We start from the raw sequence: 20,559 nt of genomic DNA on the forward strand, positions 1-20,559 counted from the left end.
CGTGATCGAACTGCTCGAAAGCTTCACCGGCACGCCGCGCTCCACGTTTCACGAAGCAGCCGCGCCCGTGGCGCTCGACAGCGCGCCGGCCGACGATGCGCCGGCCGATATCGTCGCGCTGCTCGGCACCGCGCCGGTTGGCGTGGATGAACTGGTGCGGCTGAGCGGCGCGCCGGCCGGATCGGTGCAACTGGCGCTGATCGAACTGGAACTGGCCGGGCGCCTGCTGCGCCATGCCGGGGGGAGGGTGTCGCTTGCCTGAACGCCTGCCTGAACGCACGCCTGAACCGTCGCTGAAAATCGGGGGCTTGACGCCACCGTCCAACCGCCCCCACCCTCATACGCACGTATACGCGTAAGGACGTTTTGCCAGTCGCCATGCAGCTTGTCATTGTAGAATCCCCGGCCAAGGCCAAGACCATCGAGAAGTACCTTGGCCCCGGCTACAAGGTCCTGGCCTCTTACGGCCATATCCGCGACCTGCCGGTCAAGGACGGGTCCGTGCGCCCGGACGAAGACTTTGCCATGGATTGGGAGCTGTACGGCGACAAGCAATCGCGCGTGAAGGCGATCACCGACGCCGCCAAGGAGGCCGACGGCCTGATCCTGGCGACTGACCCTGATCGCGAAGGCGAGGCCATCTCCTGGCACGTGCGCGAACTCCTGGCCAAGCGCCGTGCGCTGCCCAAGAATGTCTCGCGCGTAACGTTCAACGCCATCACCAAGCCGGCGGTAACCTCGGCGATGAAGGCGCCGCGCGAGCTGGACCAGGATCTGATCGATGCCTATCTGGCGCGCCGCGCGCTGGATTACCTGTTCGGCTTCACCCTTTCGCCGGTGCTGTGGCGCAAACTGCCCGGCGCCAAGTCGGCCGGGCGCGTGCAGTCGGTGGCGCTGCGCCTGATCGTGGAGCGCGAGCGCGAGATCGAGACGTTCAAGGCGCAGGAATACTGGTCTGTCGCCGCGCGGATGGAGCACGATGGCACGCCGTTCGTGGCGCGCCTCGTCAAGTTCGATGGCAACAAGCTCGACCGCCTGTCGCTGGGCGAAGAAGGCAGCGCGCTGGCCGCCAAGGCCGCGGTGGAAGCGGGCACGTTCCGCGTCGAAGAGGTGGACGTGCGGCCTACGCGGCGCAATCCCTCGCCGCCGTTCACCACCTCTACCCTGCAACAGGAAGCGGCGCGCAAGCTGGGCTTTTCGGCCAGCCACACCATGCGCGTGGCGCAGACGCTGTATGAAGCGGGCGCCATCACCTATATGCGTACCGACGGCGTGCAGATGGACCCCAGCGCCATCGATGCGGCGCGCCGGGCGATCTCCGACCGCTATAACGGGCACTTCCTGCCCGAAAAGCCGCGCCACTATGAAACCAAGGCCAAGAACGCCCAGGAAGCGCACGAGGCGATCCGGCCCACCGATTTCACCCGCGATCACTATGGCAGCGGTGACGAGGCGCGGCTTTACGACCTGATCTGGAAGCGCGCGCTGGCCAGCCAGATGGCCTCTGCCGCGATCGAGCGCACCACGGTGACGCTGCGCGAAGGCACCGGCCGCCACGAGCTGCGCGCCACCGGCCAGGTGATCAAGTTCCCCGGGTTCCTGGCCGTCTATGAAGAAGGCCGCGACCAGAAGGCCGACGGCGACGACGAGGACGGCAACCTGCTGCCGATGCTCAACAAGGGCGATTGCCCGGTCAAGCACGGCGTTGACGCCACGCAGCACTTCACCCAGCCGCCGCCGCGCTATTCCGAAGCCAGCCTGGTCAAGCGGCTGGAAGAGCTGGGCATCGGCCGCCCGTCGACGTATGCCGCCACGCTGCAGGTTCTCAAGGACCGCAACTATGTGCGGACCGAGAAGAACCGGTTCTTTGCCGAGGAAAGCGGGCGCATGCTCACCGCGTTCCTCGAACGGTTCTTCGAGCGCTATGTCGCCTACGAATTCACCGCCGGCATGGAAGACGAACTGGACGATGTTTCCGGTGGCCGCGCCGCGTGGAAGCAGGTGCTGGCCGAATTCTGGCGCGACTTCAAACCCAAGTCCGACGAGGTCATGGAGAAGAAGCCCAGCGAGGTTACCGCCGAGCTGGACGTGTTCCTGGAAGACTATCTCTTTCCGCCGCGTGCTGATGGGCACGATCCGCGCGAATGCCCCAAGTGTGGCGCTGGGCGGCTCTCGCTGCGCGGTGGCCGTTTCGGCGCGTTCATCGCCTGCTCCAACTATCCCGAGTGCAAGTTCACCCGCAAGTTTGCCCAGCCGGGCGGCAATGGCGAGGGTGGTGACGGCGAAGAAACCGGGCTGGGCAAGGATCCCGACACCGGGCTTGAAGTGACGCGCCGCACTGGCCGGTTCGGTCCCTATATCCAGTTGGGTGAGGGCAAGGAGGCCAAGCGCGCCTCGATCCCCAAGGACATTCCCGAGCTGGATCTGGAATGGGCGCTCAAGCTGCTCAGCCTGCCGCGCGAAGTGGGCGTGCATCCCGAAAGCGGCAAGCCGATTACGGCCGCGATCGGGCGCTATGGCCCCTATCTGGCGCATGACGGCAAGTATGCCCGCCTCAAATCCACGGCCGAAGTGTTTGACACTGGCATGAACGCGGCGGTGGTGCGCCTGGCCGAGGCAGCCAGTGGCGCGGGCGGACGCGGCGCGCGTACGGCGGCCGAGCCGCTCAAGACCTTCGGTCCTCACCCTACCTCTGGTGGTGAAATCAAGCTGATGGCTGGGCGTTATGGTCCTTATGTCACCGATGGCACCACCAACGCCACGCTGCCGCGCGACAAGCAGCCTGAAAGCCTGACGCCCGCCGAGGCCATTGCGCTGATCGACGAGCGCGCCGCGAAGGGCCCGGCCAAGGGCAAGAAGAAAGCACCCGCCAAGAAGGCTGCCGCGCCCAAGAAGGCGGCTGCCAAGAAGGAACCAGCGGCGAAGAAGGAACCGGCGGCCAAGAAGGCGCCTGCTGCCAAAAAGGCCCCGGCGCGCAAGAAGGCCGCGGCGGAATAGCCCTGTGCCGGGGCGGGCACGACCATGCCCGCCCCTCCCGCTACCGGGGGCGATAAAGCGCGTAGCGTTCCTGCCCCAGTGTGATCTCGGCAAAGCGGATGTAGCCTTGGGCCAGCGCCTGGGCCATGATCGTGCGCGTGGTGTGGTTGGGCAGATAGAGGTCTTCGGGCGCGCTTTCCGATACCTGTACCACGTCGGGCCGGGTGGCCATGATGCGGCGCACTTCGGTTGCCGGGTCTGCGCCGATCGCCGGGCCTTCGGTCCAGGTGTTGAGATGGTTGGGGAAGGCAAAGCGCGTCGGCACGCAGGCGCCCACGCCCCGATAGAGCGCCGGCACGCCATCGAACTGGAAATAGCAGCCGCGGTTCACGGCGCTGCGGATCACTGCAGTGGCGCGCTGAAATTGCTGCGCCGTGCCGTGGTTCTGGACCGCGCCAGCCATCACCACGACGCCGCCGATCGCGCTCGCCAGGATCAGGAAGCGCCCACTCCACCGCGCCTGCCACGGCTGCCCCGCGCGCGCCGCAGCCGCCAGGCCAGGGGCCGACAGCACGGCAAGCGGCGCCACCAGTGGCCCGGCATAGTGATCATACCAGGTGCCGAACAGCAGGAAGCCCAGCACCGCTGCCCCGGCCCACAGGCTTAGCAGGCGATAGGCGAGCGCGCGGCGTTGATCATCCCACCCGGCGCGGCGCAGGGGATCGAACGCGATGCACAGCACGAACGGCGACAGGCCGGCCGACAGCTTGAGCAACCGGCGCCAGCTGGGCGCGCCATCGGGCAGGCGTTCCAGCACCGAGGTGAAATTGGCGAAGACGAAGGCGTGCGCCTGGTCGATCGCGGCATAGCTGCCCAGCACCAGCACGGTTGGCGCCAGGGCGATGGCGCACCACACCATTGCTGCGCCGGCCAGCCGGGGGAGGGGCCAGCCTACCCTGCGGCCCAGTGCCAGCAGCATGATGCCGATCGCCAGGCCCTCGAACACGGCGGCATACTTGATCTGCAGCGCCAGGCCGATCAGCAGCATGATCACTGCGCCTTGCCGCAGCAGATCGGTGCCATCGGCGCGTTGCCATGCGCGCAACAGCAACAGCGCCGCCAGTGCCACCAACGGATTGTAGAACACGGGCGATTGGCCCAGCGCGCAATTGAACGCGGGCATGGCGCAGAGATAGACCAGGCCTGCCAGCCAGGCGCCACGCGGCGAGGCCAACTCCAGCGCCAGGCGCCGCACGACCAGCGCCGCGGCCGCCGTGCTGGCAATGCCGCATACCTGATAAGCCAGCACGGGATCGCCCGGCAGGCTCACGAACAGCCGATAGAGCGCAAAGAGGCCCAGTGGCTTGCGGTCCCAGATATCGATGAAAGGCACCGCGCCATGCGCCCAGCGATCGGCCATGAAGAGATAGAACTCTTCATCGACGTGGACGAGCGGATTGCCCAGCAGCATCAGTCGAAAGACGAGGGCAAAGCCAAAATACTCGGCAAAGAGACGAGCGTATTCGATCCTGGCAGGCAGCGTTGATTTTGCCCAAACAGGATATTCTGGTCGCGATGCGATCAAGGACGGGCCAGAGATATCGATCATCGTTTATTTCCGAAATTTTCAGCTGTATTTATACAGGCTAAAGCTTCGGAAATTGGCTATCAAGCGCAGTGGTTGTTATTATCTCAATATAACGTTCAGCGTCGCGTTTAATGCGGATGGGCTATTATTGTCGCAATGCTGACACGTAATTGTTTCGGCCTGTCACCGTGCGGCAAACAGCGCGAATGACCGCGTGCCCAGCGTGATAGTGCGAATCCGCTGATAGTGCTGCGCCAGCGCCTGGAGCACGACAGCGCGGGTCTGCATGTTGGCGCCATAGGGGTTTGGCGCGGCGTCGATCACGACCGCGCCCGGGCGGCTGGCCATGATGCGTTCCACTTCGGCGGTGGGATCGATGCCCAGGGCATGTTCCTCGAACCGGGTGGAAAGATGCGCGGGAAAGGCAAAGCGCGTGGGCAGGCACGAATTTGTCGCGCTGTAGAGGGCGCTGTCGCCTTCGTAGACATAGAGGCAGTGGTTGGCGTCGATATGGGGGCGAATGGCGGCGGCTGCCTCGTCCAGGTCGGTGGTGTCGCCAAAGCGGTGCGCCTGCACCGTCGTTGCGCCCAGGCCCGCGCCAAGGCCCACGACGAACAGCACGCGGCGCAGCCAGCCGGTGGGGCGGCAGCGGCCATCGAGGGCCGGGGCCGCCAGGATCGCCAGCGGCATCAGGGCAGGGGCGACGTAATGATCGTACCAGGTGCCCGGCGCCAGGAACCCGACGATCGCCAGGCCCAGCCACATCAGCACCGCACGCCGCACGATTTCGCTTTCGCTGCGGGGCAGCGCGATCCGCCAGCCCATCGCCAGCGCCACGTAGAACGGGATCAGCGCGGCCGCCACCTTGGCCAGGCGGAACGAGGCCTCACCCAGATCCTGGCCGCGGCCAAGAATGGACACTACATTGGCAATGAGGAACGCGCGGGCTTCACCATCTGCCGCATAGGCGGCAAAGACCAGTGCCGTGGGCAGCAGTGCCAGGGCAATCCACGCTGCGCCGGCGCCGGCCAGCCTTGGCCAACCCCAGCCGCGCCGCCAGCCGGCCCACAGCAGCATGAGGCCAAACCCGATGCCTTCGATCACCACGCTGGTCTTGATCTGCAAGGCAATGCCGATCAGAGCCATCGCCATGCAGCCGCGCGCCATCAGTCCAAAACGCTGCCCGGCGATGGTGGGCGCGGCCGTATCGGCCAGGGCACCGATCACCAGCCATGCCGCCGCGATCATCGGCAGGTCATAAAAGACCGGGGCCTGGCCCATGCCGCAATTGAACGCCATCAGGTAGATGAGATAGGCAAGCCCGGCAAACAGCGCGCCGCGTGGCCCGGCCAGGTGGCGGGCACAGCGCGCCAGAACCACTGCCGTGGCGGCGGCCGAGGTGATCGCCATGAGCTGGTAGGCCAGCACTCCATTGCCGGGAAAGGCCCGCGCCGCGCCATAGATAAGGAACAGGCCCAGCGGCTTGCGATCCCACAGATCGACGTAGGGGATCACCCCGTGCCACAGCCTGTCGCCCATCAGCAGGTAGAACTGCTCGTCTGCGTGAAACAGTGGATCGCCCAGCCACGGAGCGCGCAACACGAAGGCAACCAGGAAAAACACGGCAAAATTGCGCATTCGCGACAGTCCGATCCGATCCGGTCAGGGCAGGGCCGCAGCTGCGTTCTGGAGTTTACCCGGCGCGGCGACAACGCCCCTCGCGCACGGGTGTTCCGGATCGAGCACGGTGGCGCGGTCTGCGCATGGCGCGGCGGCGAAAACCGGCATGATGGCCAGGCCCGTCAGGTACGGCGGTGTCTGGTCAAACGCGGTCATCGGTCCCGTCCACATCCTTGCAGGCTGCGCCAGCCCCGGCGGCGGGTCAAGCGCCATTACTTCACCCAGTCGAGACCGATTTCCTCGTAGATTTCGCGGCTATCGGCCCAGTTCTCTTCCACCTTAACGTGCAGGAAGAGGTGAACCTTCGCACCAAGCAGGTTGGCCAGCTCTTTTCTGGATGCCTCGCCGATCGCCTTGAGCTTGGCGCCGCCCTTGCCCAGCACGATGCCGCGCTGGCTGTCGCGCGCGATCACGATCTGCTGATGGATTTCCACCGAGCCGTCGCGACGGTGCTGATAGCTTTCGGGACGCACCGCGCTGTCATAGGGCAGTTCGTCGTGCAACTGGCGATAGAGCTGCTCACGCGTGATTTCCGCGGCGAGCAGGCGTTCCGAGGCATCGGAGACCTGATCTTCGGGATAGTGCCACGGCCCTGGCGGCATGAGGGCAGCCAGCCGCGTCTTCAATTCGGGCACGCCATCGCCGGTCAGGGCCGAAACGAAGAACACCTCGTCGAACTGGCCTTCGCCGCTCAGCGCCTCGGCCATGACCAGCAGCGGTTCCTTGGGGCTGGCATCAACCTTGTTGAGCACCAGGAACTTGCGCTCGGGCCGCCCGGCCAGCGAGGCGAGGATGGGTTCGAGGTATTCGCGCTTCTTCTTGCGCGCATCGACCACCAGCAGAATGGCGTCGGCCTCGCTCGCGCCTTCCCAGGCGGCGTTGACCATCGCGCGGTCGAGCCGGCGCTTGGGTTCGAACAGGCCCGGCGTATCAGCCAGGATGATCTGCGCCTGGCCTTCCAGGGCAATGCCCATCAGCCGCGCGCGCGTGGTCTGCGCCTTGGCCGAAACGATGGCGACCTTCTGGCCGACCAGCGCGTTGACCAGGGTGGACTTGCCCGCATTGGGAGCACCGAGCACCGCGACCAGGCCGCAGGTTTGCCCGCCGCCAGTTTCAGTGGGGCCGGATTCGGATGGAATGGAAGTGGTGTCGATCATGGAAACAGAATGAACCTCATGGCGCCCGCCGACAAGCGGCCGGTGCGGCACTGGAAAATGCCCGGAAAAAGTGGCGGAATTGGGGATGGACGCTCGGTCGTGCGCGTTGTCAGGCGAACTGCTTGAGGAAATCGCGCGCAGCGGCCGTTTCGGCCTCCTGCTTGCTCGATCCGCGGGCTTCCGCCAGGCCCACGCCCTTGACCTCTACGCTTACGGTAAAGATCGCGGCATGATCGGGGCCATCGCGGCTGACCAGGCTATAGACCGGGGGCTTGCGGCGATTGCCGGCGGCCCATTCCTGCAAGGCGGCCTTGGGGTGTTTGCGCTGCCCGGCGCCGGTGCGCATCGGCTTGTCCCAGCAGCGGCGCACGAAATCGCGCGCGGCGGGAAAGCCGCGTTCCAGGAATAGTGCGCCGATCAGCGCTTCCATCACGTCGCCCAGGATGTTGTCGCTATCGGACCCGCCATCGTCGCGGGCCTGCTTGCCCAGGCGGATATGCGCCGGCACGCCCAATGCGCGGGCCACATCGGCGCAGGTTTCGCGGCTGACCAGCGCGTTGAGCCGCTGCGACAGCTTGCCTTCGGCGGCATCGCTGGCCTCGTGCAGCCACTCGGCCACGGCCAGCCCCAGCACGCGATCGCCCAGGAATTCCAGGCGCTGGTAATCGCGCGCCTCGCCCAGCGAACCATGGGTGAGCGCTTCATGCCAAAGCGCCGGTTGTGCAACCGGCGCCTGGGTCAGTTCCGCCAGGAATTTGGCGGTTTCGGGGGAAAGGGGCGTGCTCAGAACATGCCCCCGATCCGGTTCCAGCGCAGCGCGGTGAACCAGGTCCACGGCAGGAACCAGTTGGCCGAACCGTCGGTGGACCACATCACGATCGTGGCGCGGCCAACCAGGTTGTCCTGCGGCACCAGGCCGATGCCGCCGCCTTCGATCGCGGGGAAACGGCTGTCCATCGAGTTGTCGCGGTTGTCACCCATCAGGAACAGGCGGCCTTCAGGCACGACCACGGGCGGCGTATCGTCCTGCGGGCGATAGCCCAGGTCGAGCACGTTGTAGGTCTTGCCGCCGGGCAGGGTTTCCTGGAACTGCGGATAGTGGCAGGTCTGCGTGCCATCGGCCTCGGTCACGGCAAAGTCGGGCGAGATGCACTCGGTATTGGCCGAAACCTTGATCACGAAATCGGCCACCTTCACCTTGGGCACGGCCTTGCCGTTGAGGTGAAGCACGCCGCCGATCATCTGCACGGTATCGCCCGGAACGCCGATCACGCGCTTGATATAATCGACATCGTTGCCCGGGGGCGCCTTGAAGATCACCACGTCACCCCGGTTGGGCTGGCTGGCGAAAATGCGCTTGGGCAGCAACGGCACGCTGAACGGCAGGGAATACTTGGAAAATCCGTAGGGCCACTTGGCCGCCAATAGATAATCGCCGTTTTCCAGCCGGGGCAGCATCGATTCCGACGGGATGTTGAAAGGCGAGAAGAAGAAGCTGCGGAAGATCGCCACGATCAGCACCAGCTTCACCAGGAACACCGGGAAGCTGTCTTCCTTCTTCTGCTTTTTCGCCGGGGCGGCAGGCGCGCCCGCGGGAGTTGGCGCGGTCGCGGGCGGCACAGGCGTTTCCACCGCAGGATTGGCGGGTTCGGGCGTTTCGTTCATCGGCTGGGTCATGTGGAGGGCAAAGGCATCCGTCAAGCAGGAATGCACGTGCCATAGCCCGAGGCAAATACGTTTGCACGATCCGTTCGTCGAGCCACGCCACCGCTTGGAAGATTGTGCGCAAGCGGGCATGAGAGGCGCATCCCGCAACCGCGAAAAAGGACGTTAGACAATGGCAGCACAGGACCAGGCCACGCTGTGGCACGCACTGGAGACGCTGGAGGTGCCAACGCTCGCCGCGCTGTTTGCCGATCCGGCCCGTCTTGAGCGCTATGCCACCACGCTCGACCTGCCCGGTGGCCCGATTCGCTTTGACTGGTCCAAGACCCATCTTTCGGCCGACGTCGAGGCGATCCTGGCCCAGCTGGCGCAGGCCACCGATTTTGCCGGCAAGCGTGAAGAACTGCTGTCTGGCGCCAAGATCAACAACACCGAAGGCCGCGCCGCCGAACACACCGCACAGCGCGGCGTGGGCGCCGAAGCCAGCGTGGAAGAAGCCCAGGCCCTGCACGCGCGCATGGCACTGCTGGTCGAAGCCATCCACGAAGGCGTGCTGGGCGAGGTGAAGAGCCTTATCCACATCGGCATCGGTGGTTCCGCCCTGGGCCCGGCGCTGGCGATCGACGCGCTGGCCCGCGAAGACGCCAAGGTTGCCGTGCACGTGGTGTCCAACATTGATGGCTGCGCGCTGGAAGCAGCGATGAAGCAGTGCGATCCGGCCACCACGCTGATCGCTGTCGCGTCCAAGACCTTCACCACCACCGAAACCATGACCAATGCCCACAGCGCGCTGGAATGGCTGCGCGAAGGCGGCGTGGCCGATCCTTATGGCCGCGTCATCGCGCTGACCGCCGCGCCGGAAAAGGCGGTGGAATGGGGCGTTGACGAAACCCGCATCCTGCCGTTCTCCGAAACCGTGGGTGGGCGCTATTCGCTATGGTCCTCGATCGGATTCCCGGTGGCGCTGGCCCTGGGCAACGAAGCCTTTGCCGCGTTCCTCGCGGGCGCCGAGGCGATCGACGAACATTTCCGCGATGCCGCGATCGGTGAAAACGTGGTGGTGCGCGCGGCCTTTGCCGATCTGTTCTACACCCAGGCGCGCGGCTGCCAGACCCGCGCGGTCTTTGCCTATGACGAGCGCCTGGCGCTGCTGCCCGACTATCTCCAGCAGCTGGAAATGGAATCGAACGGCAAGCGCGTGCTGGCCGATGGCACGCCGCTGACCCGCCCGAGCGCGCCGATCACCTGGGGTGGCGTGGGCACCGATGCGCAGCATGCCGTGTTCCAGCTGCTGCACCAGGGCACCCACCTGATCCCGGTGGATTTCCTGGCCGTGAAGGTGCCGGGCCATGATCTTGATCCGGTCCATCACAAGATCCTGCTGTCCAACTGCTTTGCCCAGGGCGCCGCGCTGATGGCGGGCCAGGCGAGCGAGGATGGCGCGCGCGCCTATCCGGGCAACCGGCCTTCGGCAACGATCCTGTGCGACGAACTCAACGCTGCCACGCTGGGCGCGCTGATCGCCTTCCACGAACACCGCGTGTTCGTTTCGGCGATGCTGCTGGGGATCAACCCGTTCGACCAGTTCGGTGTGGAACTGGGCAAGGCGATTGCCAAGAAGATCGATGCCGGTGGCGGCGAAGGCTTTGATCCCAGCACCGAAGCACTGCTGGCCGAAGCCGGCATCGGCGTGGAATGAACGTTAGCCTGCCTAATTGAATAAACGGCGCAGATAATCGCTACGCCAGGGCTGGCGCCGGATGGGCATCGTTGCCATATCCGGCGCCAGTTTCCGATTCAGCAGCAAGAAAGCCGTGCCATGACCGAACCCGCCTACGACTATGATCTGTTCGTGATCGGGGCAGGATCGGGTGGGGTGCGCGCCAGCCGCATCGCCGCCGGCTATGGCGCGCGGGTGGCCGTGGCCGAGGAATACCGCGTGGGTGGCACCTGCGTGATCCGCGGCTGCGTGCCCAAGAAGCTTTTGGTCTACGGTTCACACTTCGCCGAGGAACTGCAGGACGCAGCCAACTATGGCTGGACCGTCGAGAAGATGACGTTCGACTGGCCGACGCTGCGCAACGCGGTGGCCAAGGATGTCGACCGTTTGAACGCGGCCTATACCAACACATTGAATTCCAACAAGGTCGAGCATTTCCTCGAACGCGCCACGATCACCGGCCCCAACAGCGTCAAGCTGGCGAGCGGGCGCGAGATCAGCGCCAGGTATATCCTGGTGGCCGTGGGCGCCTGGCCGGTGATGCCGCATTTCGATGGGGCGGAGCATTGCATCACGTCCAACGAGGTGTTCGGCCTGGAAAACCTGCCAGGCCGCGTGGTGATTGCCGGGGCCGGCTATATCGCGCTGGAATTTGCCGGCATCTTCAATGCACTGGGTAGCCATGTCACGGTGGTCAACCGCAGCGAGACGATCCTGCGCGGCTATGACGCGTCGCTGCGCGACCGGTTGCTGCAGATCACCATGGCGCGCGGCATCGAATACAAGTTCAACTGCGGGATCGAGCGGGTCGAGCGGCTCGAGAACGGCTGCCTCAACGTGCACATGAAGGGCCAGCCTGATCCGCTTGGCGCCGATGCCGTGCTGGTCGCCACCGGGCGCCGGCCCAAGACCGACGGGCTGGGCCTGGAAAACGCCGGCATCGAACTTGGCGAACATGGCGAGATCCGCGTGGACGACACCGCGCAAACCTCGTGCCCCAGCATCTTTGCCGTGGGTGACGTGACCAACCGCGTGCAGTTGACGCCCATCGCCATTCGCGAAGGACACGCCTTTGCCGATCGCGTATTTGGCGGCAAGGACACGCGCGTGGCCTATGATTGCATCCCGAGTGCGGTCTTTTCGCAGCCGCCGCTGGCCAGTGTCGGCCTCACCGAAGCGCAGGCCCGCGAGATGCTGGGCAGCAACGTCAAGGTATTCACCTCTGACTTCCGCCCGATGAAGAACATCTTCGCCCACCGCCACGAGCGCGGGCTTTACAAGCTGGTCGTCGATGCGCAGACCGACAAGGTGCTGGGCGTGCACCTGATCGGGCCGGAGGCACCAGAAGTGCTCCAGGCTGCTGCCATTGCGGTGAAAGCCGGGCTGACCAAGGCCGATTTCGATGCCACCGTGGCGCTGCATCCATCGATGGCCGAGGAACTTGTCCTGATGCGCTGACCCACTTGGCGCATCGGGATTCCGCATTAACCAAAGATGCCCGTTGAACTGCGCCGCCGGTACGATAGGCTGTAGGCGGAGAGGGCTGGGGGCGGAATCAATGGACAAGATCGGCGGCACCGTGCTGGTCACGGGCGGATCGGGCTATATCGCCGGATATATCATCCGGGCGTTGCTGGACGAGGGATGGACCGTCAACACCACGGTGCGCGATCTTGCGCGCGAAGCGCAGCTGCGTGCCCAGCTTGGCGGCAGCTATGCCACCTTGCGGTTTTTCAAAGCCGATCTGATGGACGACAAGGGCTGGCGTGCGGCGATGGACGGGTGCAGCCACGTTTGCCACGTCGCCTCTCCGATCACCGTGCAGGCGCCGCGCCAGGAAGACGATCTGATCCTCCCGGCGCGCGAAGGCGCATTGCGCGCCTTGCGCTTTGCCCGTGCTGCCGGGGTGGAACGGTTCGTGCAGACATCGTCGGTGGCGGCGATCGTCTATGGCCACGGCAAGGGCATCCGTCGCTTTACCGAGGCTGACTGGACCGATACCGACGGGCCGGGCGTGCATGCCTATGCCAAGTCAAAGACCCTGGCCGAACGCGCGGCGCGCGAATGGATCGCGCGCGAGGGGCGCGGCATGGAGTTCGTCTCGATCAACCCATCGGTCGTGCTGGGGCCGGTGTGGGGTGAGGACTATTCCACCTCGATCGAGCTGGTGCGGCAATTGCTGGCGGGTGCGGTACCGGGCTGCGCCGATCTTGGCTTTGGCGTGGTGGACGTGCGCGACGTGGCGGCGCTGCATGTGCGCGCGCTGACCGAGCCGGGGATCGATGGCGAACGCTTCATCGCGTCTGGCCCGTTCCTCAAGATGATCGACATTGCCCGCATCCTGCGCCAGCAACTGGGCCAGCAGGCCCGGCGCGTGCCGCTGCGCCATGTGCCCGACTGGATGGTGCACGCCCTGGCACTGGTCAATCCGATGGTGCGCCAGGTGACCGGGGAACTGGGCAACGTGCGCGATACCGATGCCGGCCACGCGCTCAGCCGCCTGGGCTGGGCCACGCGGCCGGTGGAGCAGACGATCGCCGATTGCGCGCAAAGCCTGATCGAAACGCGGGTGGTGGCGGCCTAGATTCCCGCCCACCACTGATAGCCGGAATGGTCTTCCCAGTATCCGCCCTTGCCGCCGTAAAGGCCGGTAAGGCTGGCGACAAGTTCCACCCGCATCACATACTTGGCCTGCTTGTAGCCTAGCTGGCGTTCGACCCGCAGGCGCAGGGGGGCGCCATGGCCGACCGAGAGCGGCTGCCCGTTCATGGTGTGGGCCAGGATCGTCTGGGGATGCAGCGCCTCGGCCAGGTCGATCGATTCGTAATAGGGCTTGCCCGAGAAATCGTCGGCACAGTGGAACACGGCATAGCGCGCCTGAGGCAGGGCGCCGGCACCGTGCAGCAGCAGGGCGAGCGGAACGCCGGTCCATTGCGCGATGGCGCTCCAGCCCTCTACGCAATCGTGGCGGGTGATCTGGGTGCGCTGCGGCAGGGCGCGCAGCTGTGCCAGGCTCATCGCCATCGGCTTGGCCACCAGGCCATCAACCGTCAGTCGCCAATCGGCAAAGCCGCGTTCGACCTGCGCAAGATAGGCTGCGGCGGTGGGCCGGGTATTGCCGTTGACGCGAAACACCGGGGAGATATCGGCTGCGGAAAACTCCGGCGCCAGGGCATTGCCGGCGACCAGCCGCTGTGCGCTGCGGCTGGCCTTTTCGCCCAGCGACAGCAGCGACCTGGCCGTGGGCGAGGTGGTGATGCGATCGCACCCCGACAGCAGCAGCCCACCCGATCCGACCAGCAGGCCGCGCCGCGAAAACCCGCTCATGGCTGGCGCTCCGGTGGCAGGCGATACCAGCCGGTAATCATCGCGCGCAACTCGTTGAATGGCCCGGCCAGCACCACCATGGCGAGGTGCACGGCAATGAACAGCGCCATCGCCAGCGCGCAGAGGAAATGGATCGACCGGGCAGACTGTCGGCCACCCAGCAGCGTCAGCAGCCATGGGCACGCAGCGTTCATCGTCGGCGACATGGCCAGACCCGTGGCGATGATCAGCGGCAAGACGCCCAGCAGCACCGAAAGATAGGCGATCTTCTGCAAGGGGTTGTAATGCCGCGCCGCCTCTCCGCGCGGCAGGCGCAGGCGCAGATGCTCGGTAACGTCGTGCAGCAGCGCCCGTGGCCGCCGCTCTTCCCGCGAAAGGCCAAGATCGCGGCGCAAATGGCCGGAAAGCAGCGCATAGGCGAGGAAGCCCAGCAGACTGATCACCAGCATCCACGCGCCCAGGAAATGCCATCCGCGCGCCAGCGACAGGTTGTAATGCGTGGGCAGCGTTACCAGGGGCGGAAACGCCAGCGCGGTATCCTGGGCATAGCCGATCACGCCGGTGGTGGGCCATTCATGGCCGCCCAGCGCGAGAAAACCGCGCGCGCCATGGTTGCCGATTTCCAGCCAGGCCTTGTCGAAGTTGGCGCCGAACTTGCCCCAATAGAGCCGCGGATGGGCATTGAAGATCATCATCCCGCTCATCAGCATGATGAACACGGTCAGCGCGTTGATCCAGTGCCACAGCCGCACGGGCCAGCGAATGCGCAGGACAAGAGGGGATCGCTCCATGCCCGATACCATGCCCTGAATCGCGGCCGGGGTCATCCCCTGATCGATGAATGACGCGCGAGGCTTCAACCCCAGGGGCGGGCCTGCGCCAGCGCGATCAGGCTTTGCCGGCTGTGGCGGCGGGCCAGCGCGCGCTCTCGGCATGTCGGCGGCACCGGGCGCAGCGCCTGCCATCCGGCGCGGAAAATCCACGCCAGCTTGGCCTTGCCCGACACCACGGTGCGGCTGTGCCAGGCGCGATCGCCACGCGCGGCCACCTTGCGGGCAATGTCGCCATAGATGCCGGCGGCGGCCAGGATCGCCCAGCGCTGGCGCGGTTGCAGCCGGCCGGCACCGATCCGGGCAGAGCATTCGTGGGCTTGGGCCATGGCGCACATCCGCTGGGCCAGGATGGCCAGCGTGGCGCGGTACTGCGGCTTGAGCTGCTCGCCCGGGGGCGGCAGGTCAACCTCGGCCAGCCATTCGGCCGGCAGATAGCAACGACCGGCGGCATCGTCTTCGGCCAGGTCGCGGGCAATATTGGCCAGCTGGAACGCGAGACCCAGGTCCGCCGCGCGATCAAGCGTGTCATCGTCATCGGGCGAAACCCCCATGACCACCGCCATCATCACGCCCACCGCGCCCGCCACATGCCAGCAATAGCGCATGAGATCTGCTTCGGTGCGCGGCTGCCAATCGGCGGCATCGAGGGCGAATCCGTCGATCACCGCCTCGGCCATGGCCATGGTGAGGCCGGTCTCGCGCGCGACCAGGCCCAGCGCATCGAACGCGCGATTGCCGGTGGCCTCGCCCGCCATGGCCCGTGCCGTCAGATCACGGACCAGCGCCAGCCGTTCGGCCGCGCCGGATTGATCGCCCAGCGCGCCGCCCATGTCCTGCGCATCGACGATATCGTCGCACGCCCGACACCAGGCATAGAGCAGCCAGACCCGTTCGCGGGTGATGCGGTCGAACAGGGTGGAGGCGGCGGCAAAGCTTTTCGAGCCGCGCCGGATCGTGTCGCGCGCGGCAGCCACCAGCGCGGCGCGATCGGGAACAGCCGGCGTCATGGGATCAGAGGTCCGAGGCCTGCATCGCGATGATCGGGCGGTGCGGCTCGTGCGCGGCCATGCGCTGCAGCAGCAGGTCAAGCTCGTGCTCGGCGACCATGATTCCGGCGTGAACCGGGCGGATGAAGCCCACTTCGATCATGTGGCGGTTGAACGCCAGCAGGTGATCATAGAACCCGAACGCGTTGAGCACGCCCACCGGCTTGGCATGATAGCCAAGCTGCGCCCAGCTGATCGCTTCCCACAGCTCGTCCATCGTGCCGACCCCGCCGGGCAGGGTGAGGAAACCATCGGCCAGATCGACGAAAGCCTGCTTGCGCGCATGCATGCCGGGCACCACGTCAAGCCGGGTCAGGCCGTGGTGCGCCACTTCGGCGCCGACCAGCGCCTGGGGGATCACCCCGATCACTTCGCCCCCAGCGGCCAGCGCGCCATCTGCCACGGCGCCCATCAGGCCCAGGCGGCCCCCGCCATAGACCACGCCGATGCCGCGTTCGGCCAGCTGCCGGCCGACATCGGCGGCCAGCGCGACATAGCGCGGGTCGGCCGGGCTGGCCGATCCACAATAGACGGCAATACGCTTCACTGCAGGTCCTCCAGCATCAGCCTCGCCGTGGCCTTGGCGCTGCCCACCACGCCGGGGATGCCGGCGCCTGGATGGGTGCCGGCACCCACCAGATAGAAGTTGGCGATATCGTCATCACGGTTGTGCGCGCGGAACCACGCGCTTTGCGTGAGCAACGGCTCTAGGCTGAACGCGGCACCCTGATAAGCTGAAAGATCGGCCGCGAAATCGGTGGGCGCATAGTGGAACTTGGTGACGATGCGGCTGTGGATATCCGGGATCAGGCGGCGGCCCACTTCATCGAGGATGCGTTTTTCCAGCAACGGCCCAACTTCGGCCCAGTCCACCGGCAGCTTGCCCATGTTGGCGACAGGGACCAGGGCATAGAACGTGCTCATCCCCTCGGGCGCGACGGACGGATCGGTCACGGTGGGATGGTGCAGATAGATCGAGAAATCCTGCGGCAGCACCCCGTGCTGATAGATATCGTCGAGCAGGCCCTTATAGCGCGGGCCGAACAGGATCATGTGGTGCGGGATGCCCGGCCACGTGCCCTCGATGCCGAAGTGCACCACGAACAGGCTGGGCGAGAACTTCTTGCGCTTGAGCGCGCGCGACCGCTTCTTGCCCGTGGCGCTGTCGCCCAGCAGATCGCGATAGGTGTGCATGATATCGCCGTTGGACGCGACGGCATCGAAATTGCCGTGCCAGCCACTGGCGGTGTGTACGCCGGTCACGCGGTTGCCCAGCGTTTCGATCCGCACCACCGGATCGCCCATGCGCACTTCGCCGCCGATGCGCTGGAAATGGGTGAGCATGCCGGCGATCAGGCGGTTGGTGCCGCCCTTGGCCCACCACACGCCGCCATCCTTTTCCAGCTTGTGGATGAGGGCATAGATCGCGCTGGTGTTCATCGGGTTGCCACCGACCAGCAGCGTGTGAAAGCTGAACGCCTCGCGCAGCTTTTCGCTTTCGATGAACTTTGACACTATCGAATAGACCGAGCGCCAGGCCTGGTACTTGGCCAGGGCCGGCGCAGCCTTGATCATGCTGGCAAAATCCAGGAACGGCACCGCGCCAAGCTTGACATAGCCTTCTTCGAAGACACCGGCGGAATAGCCCAGGAACTCTTCGTAGCCGGCCACGTCACGCGGCGAAATCTTGGCGATCTCGGCGCGCAGGCTGGATTCATCGTTGGAATAATCGAAGTTCGTGCCATCTGGCCAGTTCAGCCGATAGAACGGCATGACCGGCATCAGCTCGACATCTTCCGACAGCTTGTGCCCGCTCAGGCCCCACAGCTCTTCCAGGCAGGCCGGATCGGTGATCACCGTGGGTCCGGCATCAAAGGTAAAGCCATCACGCTGCCAGTGATAGGCGCGGCCGCCCGGCTTGTCGCGCGCTTCGATCAGGGTGGTCTGGATGCCGCCAGACTGCAGGCGGATAGCCAGGGCCAAGCCGCCAAAACCGGCGCCGATGACGCATGCTCTTTTCATTTACTTGCGCATCCCTGCCAAAGTGAGAGGCCGCGGCCGGGCGCCCGATCCGGCGAGCACCGCCAGGGCGCGCGAAATCGGTACCGGGGGCCGCCCCACAAAAATCCGGGCGCGATCTAGCAAGCTGCTGCGTCCGGCATAAAAGCGTTCGATCAGCAGGGTATCCAGCCGATAGAAATGTTCCATCATGCGATAGCGTGCCAACGGCTCTGCTGCCTGGAACAGCATGGCCGACAGCAGGCGGCCAAAGCTGTTGCGCTGCCAGTGGCGCTTGGCCCAACGTTCGCTGAAACCGGCCAAGGCTTCGTGCGTCAGATCGGGCTGCTGCGCCAGGGCCAGGGCAAAACGCACCGCTTCGGGCACAGAATAGCTGGTCACAGGATGGAACAGTCCGGCGCGCGTACCGGCGCGGGCGATCTGGCCACCAGACGAGCGCCAGAACGCGTCCCAATCGCCGGCGGAAACCACCGGCAGCACGCCCTGTTCCTCGTGCAACACCTCTACGATCGACCAGCCCTGGCTGCGGGCATAGTCGGCGATGCGGGCGGCAAGGGCAGGGTGATCGATCGCCGGGCTGTCAGCGTAATAGGTGTCTTCGATGAAGATCTCGTCATCGCCAAACGGCAGGCAATAGACAAAGCGATAGCCATCGACCTGTTCGACCGTGGCATCCATGACGATCGGCTTGATCAGGCCATGGGGCTGCGCCAGCTTGACCCGCTGACCGAGGAATTTCTGCCAGCCGCCCGAAAGCTGCCCCTGCAGGCGGATGCCGCGCGCATCGACCACTGCGCCGGCTTCGATCCGGGTGCCATCGGCCAGGGTCACCGCGCCGGTGCCGGCGGCGAGCACGCGTGCGCCGGTGACGATCGCGTCAGCCGGCAAGGCAGCGCGGATCGTCGCGTCAAAGCGGGCCGAGGTCATCGAATAATAGCTGGTCGAGAGATCGCGACGATACTGCGGGAAACGCACGGAATAGCCCGACCAGGCGCCATCGACCATCGGCGCCAGCAACTCGCGCCCGGCCTTGCCCACGTCTGATCCGAAGAAGGACCACACGTGGTTGCCGCCCAGCACATGGTCCTGTTCGACAAGCAACAGGGTGCAATCCGGGCGGGCTTTGCGCAGGGCGAGCGCGATCAATCCCCCGGCAAGGCCCCCGCCCAGGATCGCGATGTCGGCATGGCGTATGCTCATTGCCATGGCGTTAGGCCAGGCGGCGCGACCATGCAACCGCCCCTAAGGGCCTGTCAGCAATGCACGGCGCTTTTCCGCGGCGAAGTGTTGATGTCATGCCGGAGCCGGCCGGGCCGCAGCCTTGAAGCGGCGGCCGGCGCGGGCTGAACGCTTGCGCAGCCAGATCAACACGCCGGTGACCGACAACACCGTGATGCCAAGGCCGATCACGCTAACGGTAATGCGCCATGCCAGCCCACCGACATGCGCCATGTGCAGCGCGACAACCCAGGTGGTGAACGTTGTCGCGCCCTGGGCTCCGGTTGGCACGGAAACGTGACGCAGTTCGCCGCTGTTGCCGTCAAACGCGATCCGCGTGCCGCCGCCTTCCTGTGTGATGTCGGCCGAAGACTTGACGCCATAGACGTAGAGCCCGGTTGCCGGAATGTACCATAGCCAGGCCCGCCCATCCGGGCGCAAGGACAGCCCGCGCCGCGCTGTCTCTTGCTGCGCCAGTGCCGCCCCGTGTCGCGCGGCGGCGGGGAAATCGAGCGCGGGGTTCCAGCGCGGGCTGGGCAGGGCAGACGCTTCCAGCAGGGCCTCGTCATCCTGCCCGCCCAGCAGGCCAAGCACCGGGCGATAGACCTGGGGCAGGTTGAACGAGACGCTGGACAGCGCAAAGACCAGCAGGATCGGCCAGAGCCACAGCCCACCGGCGCGGTGCAGGTCGAATGTCAGCTTGTAGCTGCTGGTGGGCCGGCGCACTTTCCAACTGGGCCGCCAGCGACGCCACAGGCCGCCTTTGCCCAACGCGCCGGGCGGCAGGGTGAGATAGAACCCGACAAAGCAATCCGCCGTCCAGACCAGCGCTGCCACGCCCATGGCGAACAGGCCCCATGGGCCCAGCGCCAGAGAATAGTGCAGGCGATAGAGGAACGGCATCAGGTTCTTGATGCCCTGGCGCACGTCCCCATTGCGGCGATGGCCCTGCTCGGCGCCGGTCCAGGGATTGAGAAAGACATCATCCCAATCCGGCCGATCGCGCCGTTCCAGGCCGGTCCTGGGGTCGGGCCAGGTGGTATAAAGCCGATCGGCCCGGCCGGGCAGGCGGGTGAGGTAGACGAAATCGACCCGCGCTGCGGGATGGCGCGCAAGCAGCCCGGCGCGCACCGCCAGCGGATCAAGCGCTGCCATGCCAGGGCGGGGCGGGGCGGCGTTCTGCATCGCTGGCGCCGTGGCCGCGTCGAGTTCCTCGAACCACGGCAGCAGCGATCCGGTGAGCCCCGCCACCGCCAGGAACAGGGCAAGAGTCAGCCCCGCCCAGCGATGGACGATCACCCAGAACGGACGGCCGGGAAGCGCCATGACG

The 20,559-nt window shown here is 65.9% G+C and carries 17 protein-coding genes and 1 pseudogene; 5 read left to right on the forward strand and 13 right to left on the reverse strand.

Translation table 11 applies throughout. The annotated features are described in order from the left end of the window. Both H926_RS33230 and topA read left to right on the forward strand, forming a co-directional pair. Window positions 1-262 (forward strand): annotated as a pseudogene (locus H926_RS33230) (DNA-protecting protein DprA); the annotation flags it as partial. A 116-nt stretch (window positions 263-378) separates the two neighbouring features. Next, entirely contained in the window at window positions 379-2,997 is a 2,619-nt protein-coding gene (gene topA, locus H926_RS0110965) for a type I DNA topoisomerase (protein ID WP_022676334.1), read from the forward strand. 40 nt (window positions 2,998-3,037) lie between these two features. Here topA and H926_RS0110970 read toward each other — a convergent pair whose 3' ends face one another. The 6 genes from H926_RS0110970 to lepB all read right to left on the reverse strand — a co-directional run bounded on the left by H926_RS0110970 (window position 3,038) and on the right by lepB (window position 9,066). After that, window positions 3,038-4,585: a glycosyltransferase family 39 protein gene (locus tag H926_RS0110970; RefSeq protein WP_022676335.1), complete on the reverse strand. Its 1,548-nt coding sequence runs from the start codon at window positions 4,583-4,585 to the stop codon at window positions 3,038-3,040. A gap of 162 nt (window positions 4,586-4,747) precedes the next feature. Then, window positions 4,748-6,202 (reverse strand): glycosyltransferase family 39 protein, encoded by a 1,455-nt coding sequence (locus H926_RS26960; RefSeq protein WP_051146335.1) that lies wholly within the window; start codon window positions 6,200-6,202, stop codon window positions 4,748-4,750. Window positions 6,203-6,226: 24 nt separating this feature from the next. Next, entirely contained in the window at window positions 6,227-6,400 is a 174-nt protein-coding gene (locus tag H926_RS33235; RefSeq protein ID WP_156306432.1) for a hypothetical protein, read from the reverse strand. 56 nt (window positions 6,401-6,456) lie between these two features. After that, window positions 6,457-7,401: a GTPase Era gene (era, locus tag H926_RS0110985; protein ID WP_022676336.1), complete on the reverse strand. Its 945-nt coding sequence runs from the start codon at window positions 7,399-7,401 to the stop codon at window positions 6,457-6,459. A gap of 109 nt (window positions 7,402-7,510) precedes the next feature. Then, window positions 7,511-8,236: a ribonuclease III gene (gene rnc / locus H926_RS0110990; protein WP_022676337.1), complete on the reverse strand. Its 726-nt coding sequence runs from the start codon at window positions 8,234-8,236 to the stop codon at window positions 7,511-7,513. Continuing rightward, window positions 8,185-9,066 (reverse strand): signal peptidase I, encoded by an 882-nt coding sequence (gene lepB, locus H926_RS0110995; protein ID WP_028657872.1) that lies wholly within the window; start codon window positions 9,064-9,066, stop codon window positions 8,185-8,187. Before lepB ends, rnc begins: the two co-directional genes overlap by 52 nt. 172 nt (window positions 9,067-9,238) lie before the next feature. Between lepB and pgi the strand changes: the two genes are divergently transcribed. The 3 genes from pgi (at window position 9,239) to H926_RS0111010 (ending at window position 13,370) form a co-directional block, all read left to right on the forward strand. Next, entirely contained in the window at window positions 9,239-10,765 is a 1,527-nt protein-coding gene (gene pgi / locus H926_RS0111000) for a glucose-6-phosphate isomerase (RefSeq protein ID WP_022676339.1), read from the forward strand. Window positions 10,766-10,885: 120 nt separating this feature from the next. Next, window positions 10,886-12,244 carry a glutathione-disulfide reductase gene (gene gorA, locus H926_RS0111005; RefSeq protein WP_022676340.1) on the forward strand — a complete coding sequence of 453 codons (1,359 nt, stop codon included), beginning with the start codon at window positions 10,886-10,888 and terminating at the stop codon, window positions 12,242-12,244. A 100-nt stretch (window positions 12,245-12,344) separates the two neighbouring features. After that, window positions 12,345-13,370 carry an NAD-dependent epimerase/dehydratase family protein gene (locus H926_RS0111010; RefSeq protein ID WP_022676341.1) on the forward strand — a complete coding sequence of 342 codons (1,026 nt, stop codon included), beginning with the start codon at window positions 12,345-12,347 and terminating at the stop codon, window positions 13,368-13,370. Here H926_RS0111010 and H926_RS0111015 read toward each other — a convergent pair. The 7 genes from H926_RS0111015 to H926_RS0111045 form a co-directional block, all read right to left on the reverse strand. Further along, window positions 13,367-14,113 (reverse strand): molybdopterin-binding protein, encoded by a 747-nt coding sequence (locus H926_RS0111015; protein ID WP_022676342.1) that lies wholly within the window; start codon window positions 14,111-14,113, stop codon window positions 13,367-13,369. The genes H926_RS0111010 and H926_RS0111015 overlap by 4 nt on opposite strands. Then, window positions 14,110-14,940 (reverse strand): cytochrome b/b6 domain-containing protein, encoded by an 831-nt coding sequence (locus H926_RS0111020; protein ID WP_022676343.1) that lies wholly within the window; start codon window positions 14,938-14,940, stop codon window positions 14,110-14,112. Before H926_RS0111020 ends, H926_RS0111015 begins: the two co-directional genes overlap by 4 nt. 29 nt (window positions 14,941-14,969) lie before the next feature. Next, window positions 14,970-15,953, reverse strand: a complete 984-nt coding sequence (locus tag H926_RS0111025) for a phytoene/squalene synthase family protein (protein ID WP_022676344.1) — start codon at window positions 15,951-15,953, stop codon at window positions 14,970-14,972. Window positions 15,954-15,957: 4 nt separating this feature from the next. Continuing rightward, the gene (locus H926_RS0111030) at window positions 15,958-16,539 is read right to left on the reverse strand and encodes a TIGR00730 family Rossman fold protein (RefSeq protein WP_022676345.1); all 582 of its coding nucleotides are present in this window, start codon (window positions 16,537-16,539) and stop codon (window positions 15,958-15,960) included. Then, window positions 16,536-18,014: a phytoene desaturase gene (locus H926_RS32480; RefSeq protein ID WP_022676346.1), complete on the reverse strand. Its 1,479-nt coding sequence runs from the start codon at window positions 18,012-18,014 to the stop codon at window positions 16,536-16,538. The genes H926_RS0111030 and H926_RS32480 overlap by 4 nt, the downstream gene beginning before the upstream one ends. Continuing rightward, complete coding sequence (gene crtY / locus H926_RS32485; protein WP_022676347.1) at window positions 18,015-19,211, reverse strand: lycopene beta-cyclase CrtY; 1,197 nt, start codon at window positions 19,209-19,211, stop codon at window positions 18,015-18,017. A gap of 93 nt (window positions 19,212-19,304) precedes the next feature. After that, window positions 19,305-20,555: a PepSY domain-containing protein gene (locus H926_RS0111045; protein ID WP_022676348.1), complete on the reverse strand. Its 1,251-nt coding sequence runs from the start codon at window positions 20,553-20,555 to the stop codon at window positions 19,305-19,307. Between the last annotated feature and the right edge of the window lie 4 nt (window positions 20,556-20,559).

Source organism: Novosphingobium sp. B-7, assembly GCF_000410615.1.
Taxonomy (GTDB): domain Bacteria; phylum Pseudomonadota; class Alphaproteobacteria; order Sphingomonadales; family Sphingomonadaceae; genus Novosphingobium; species Novosphingobium capsulatum.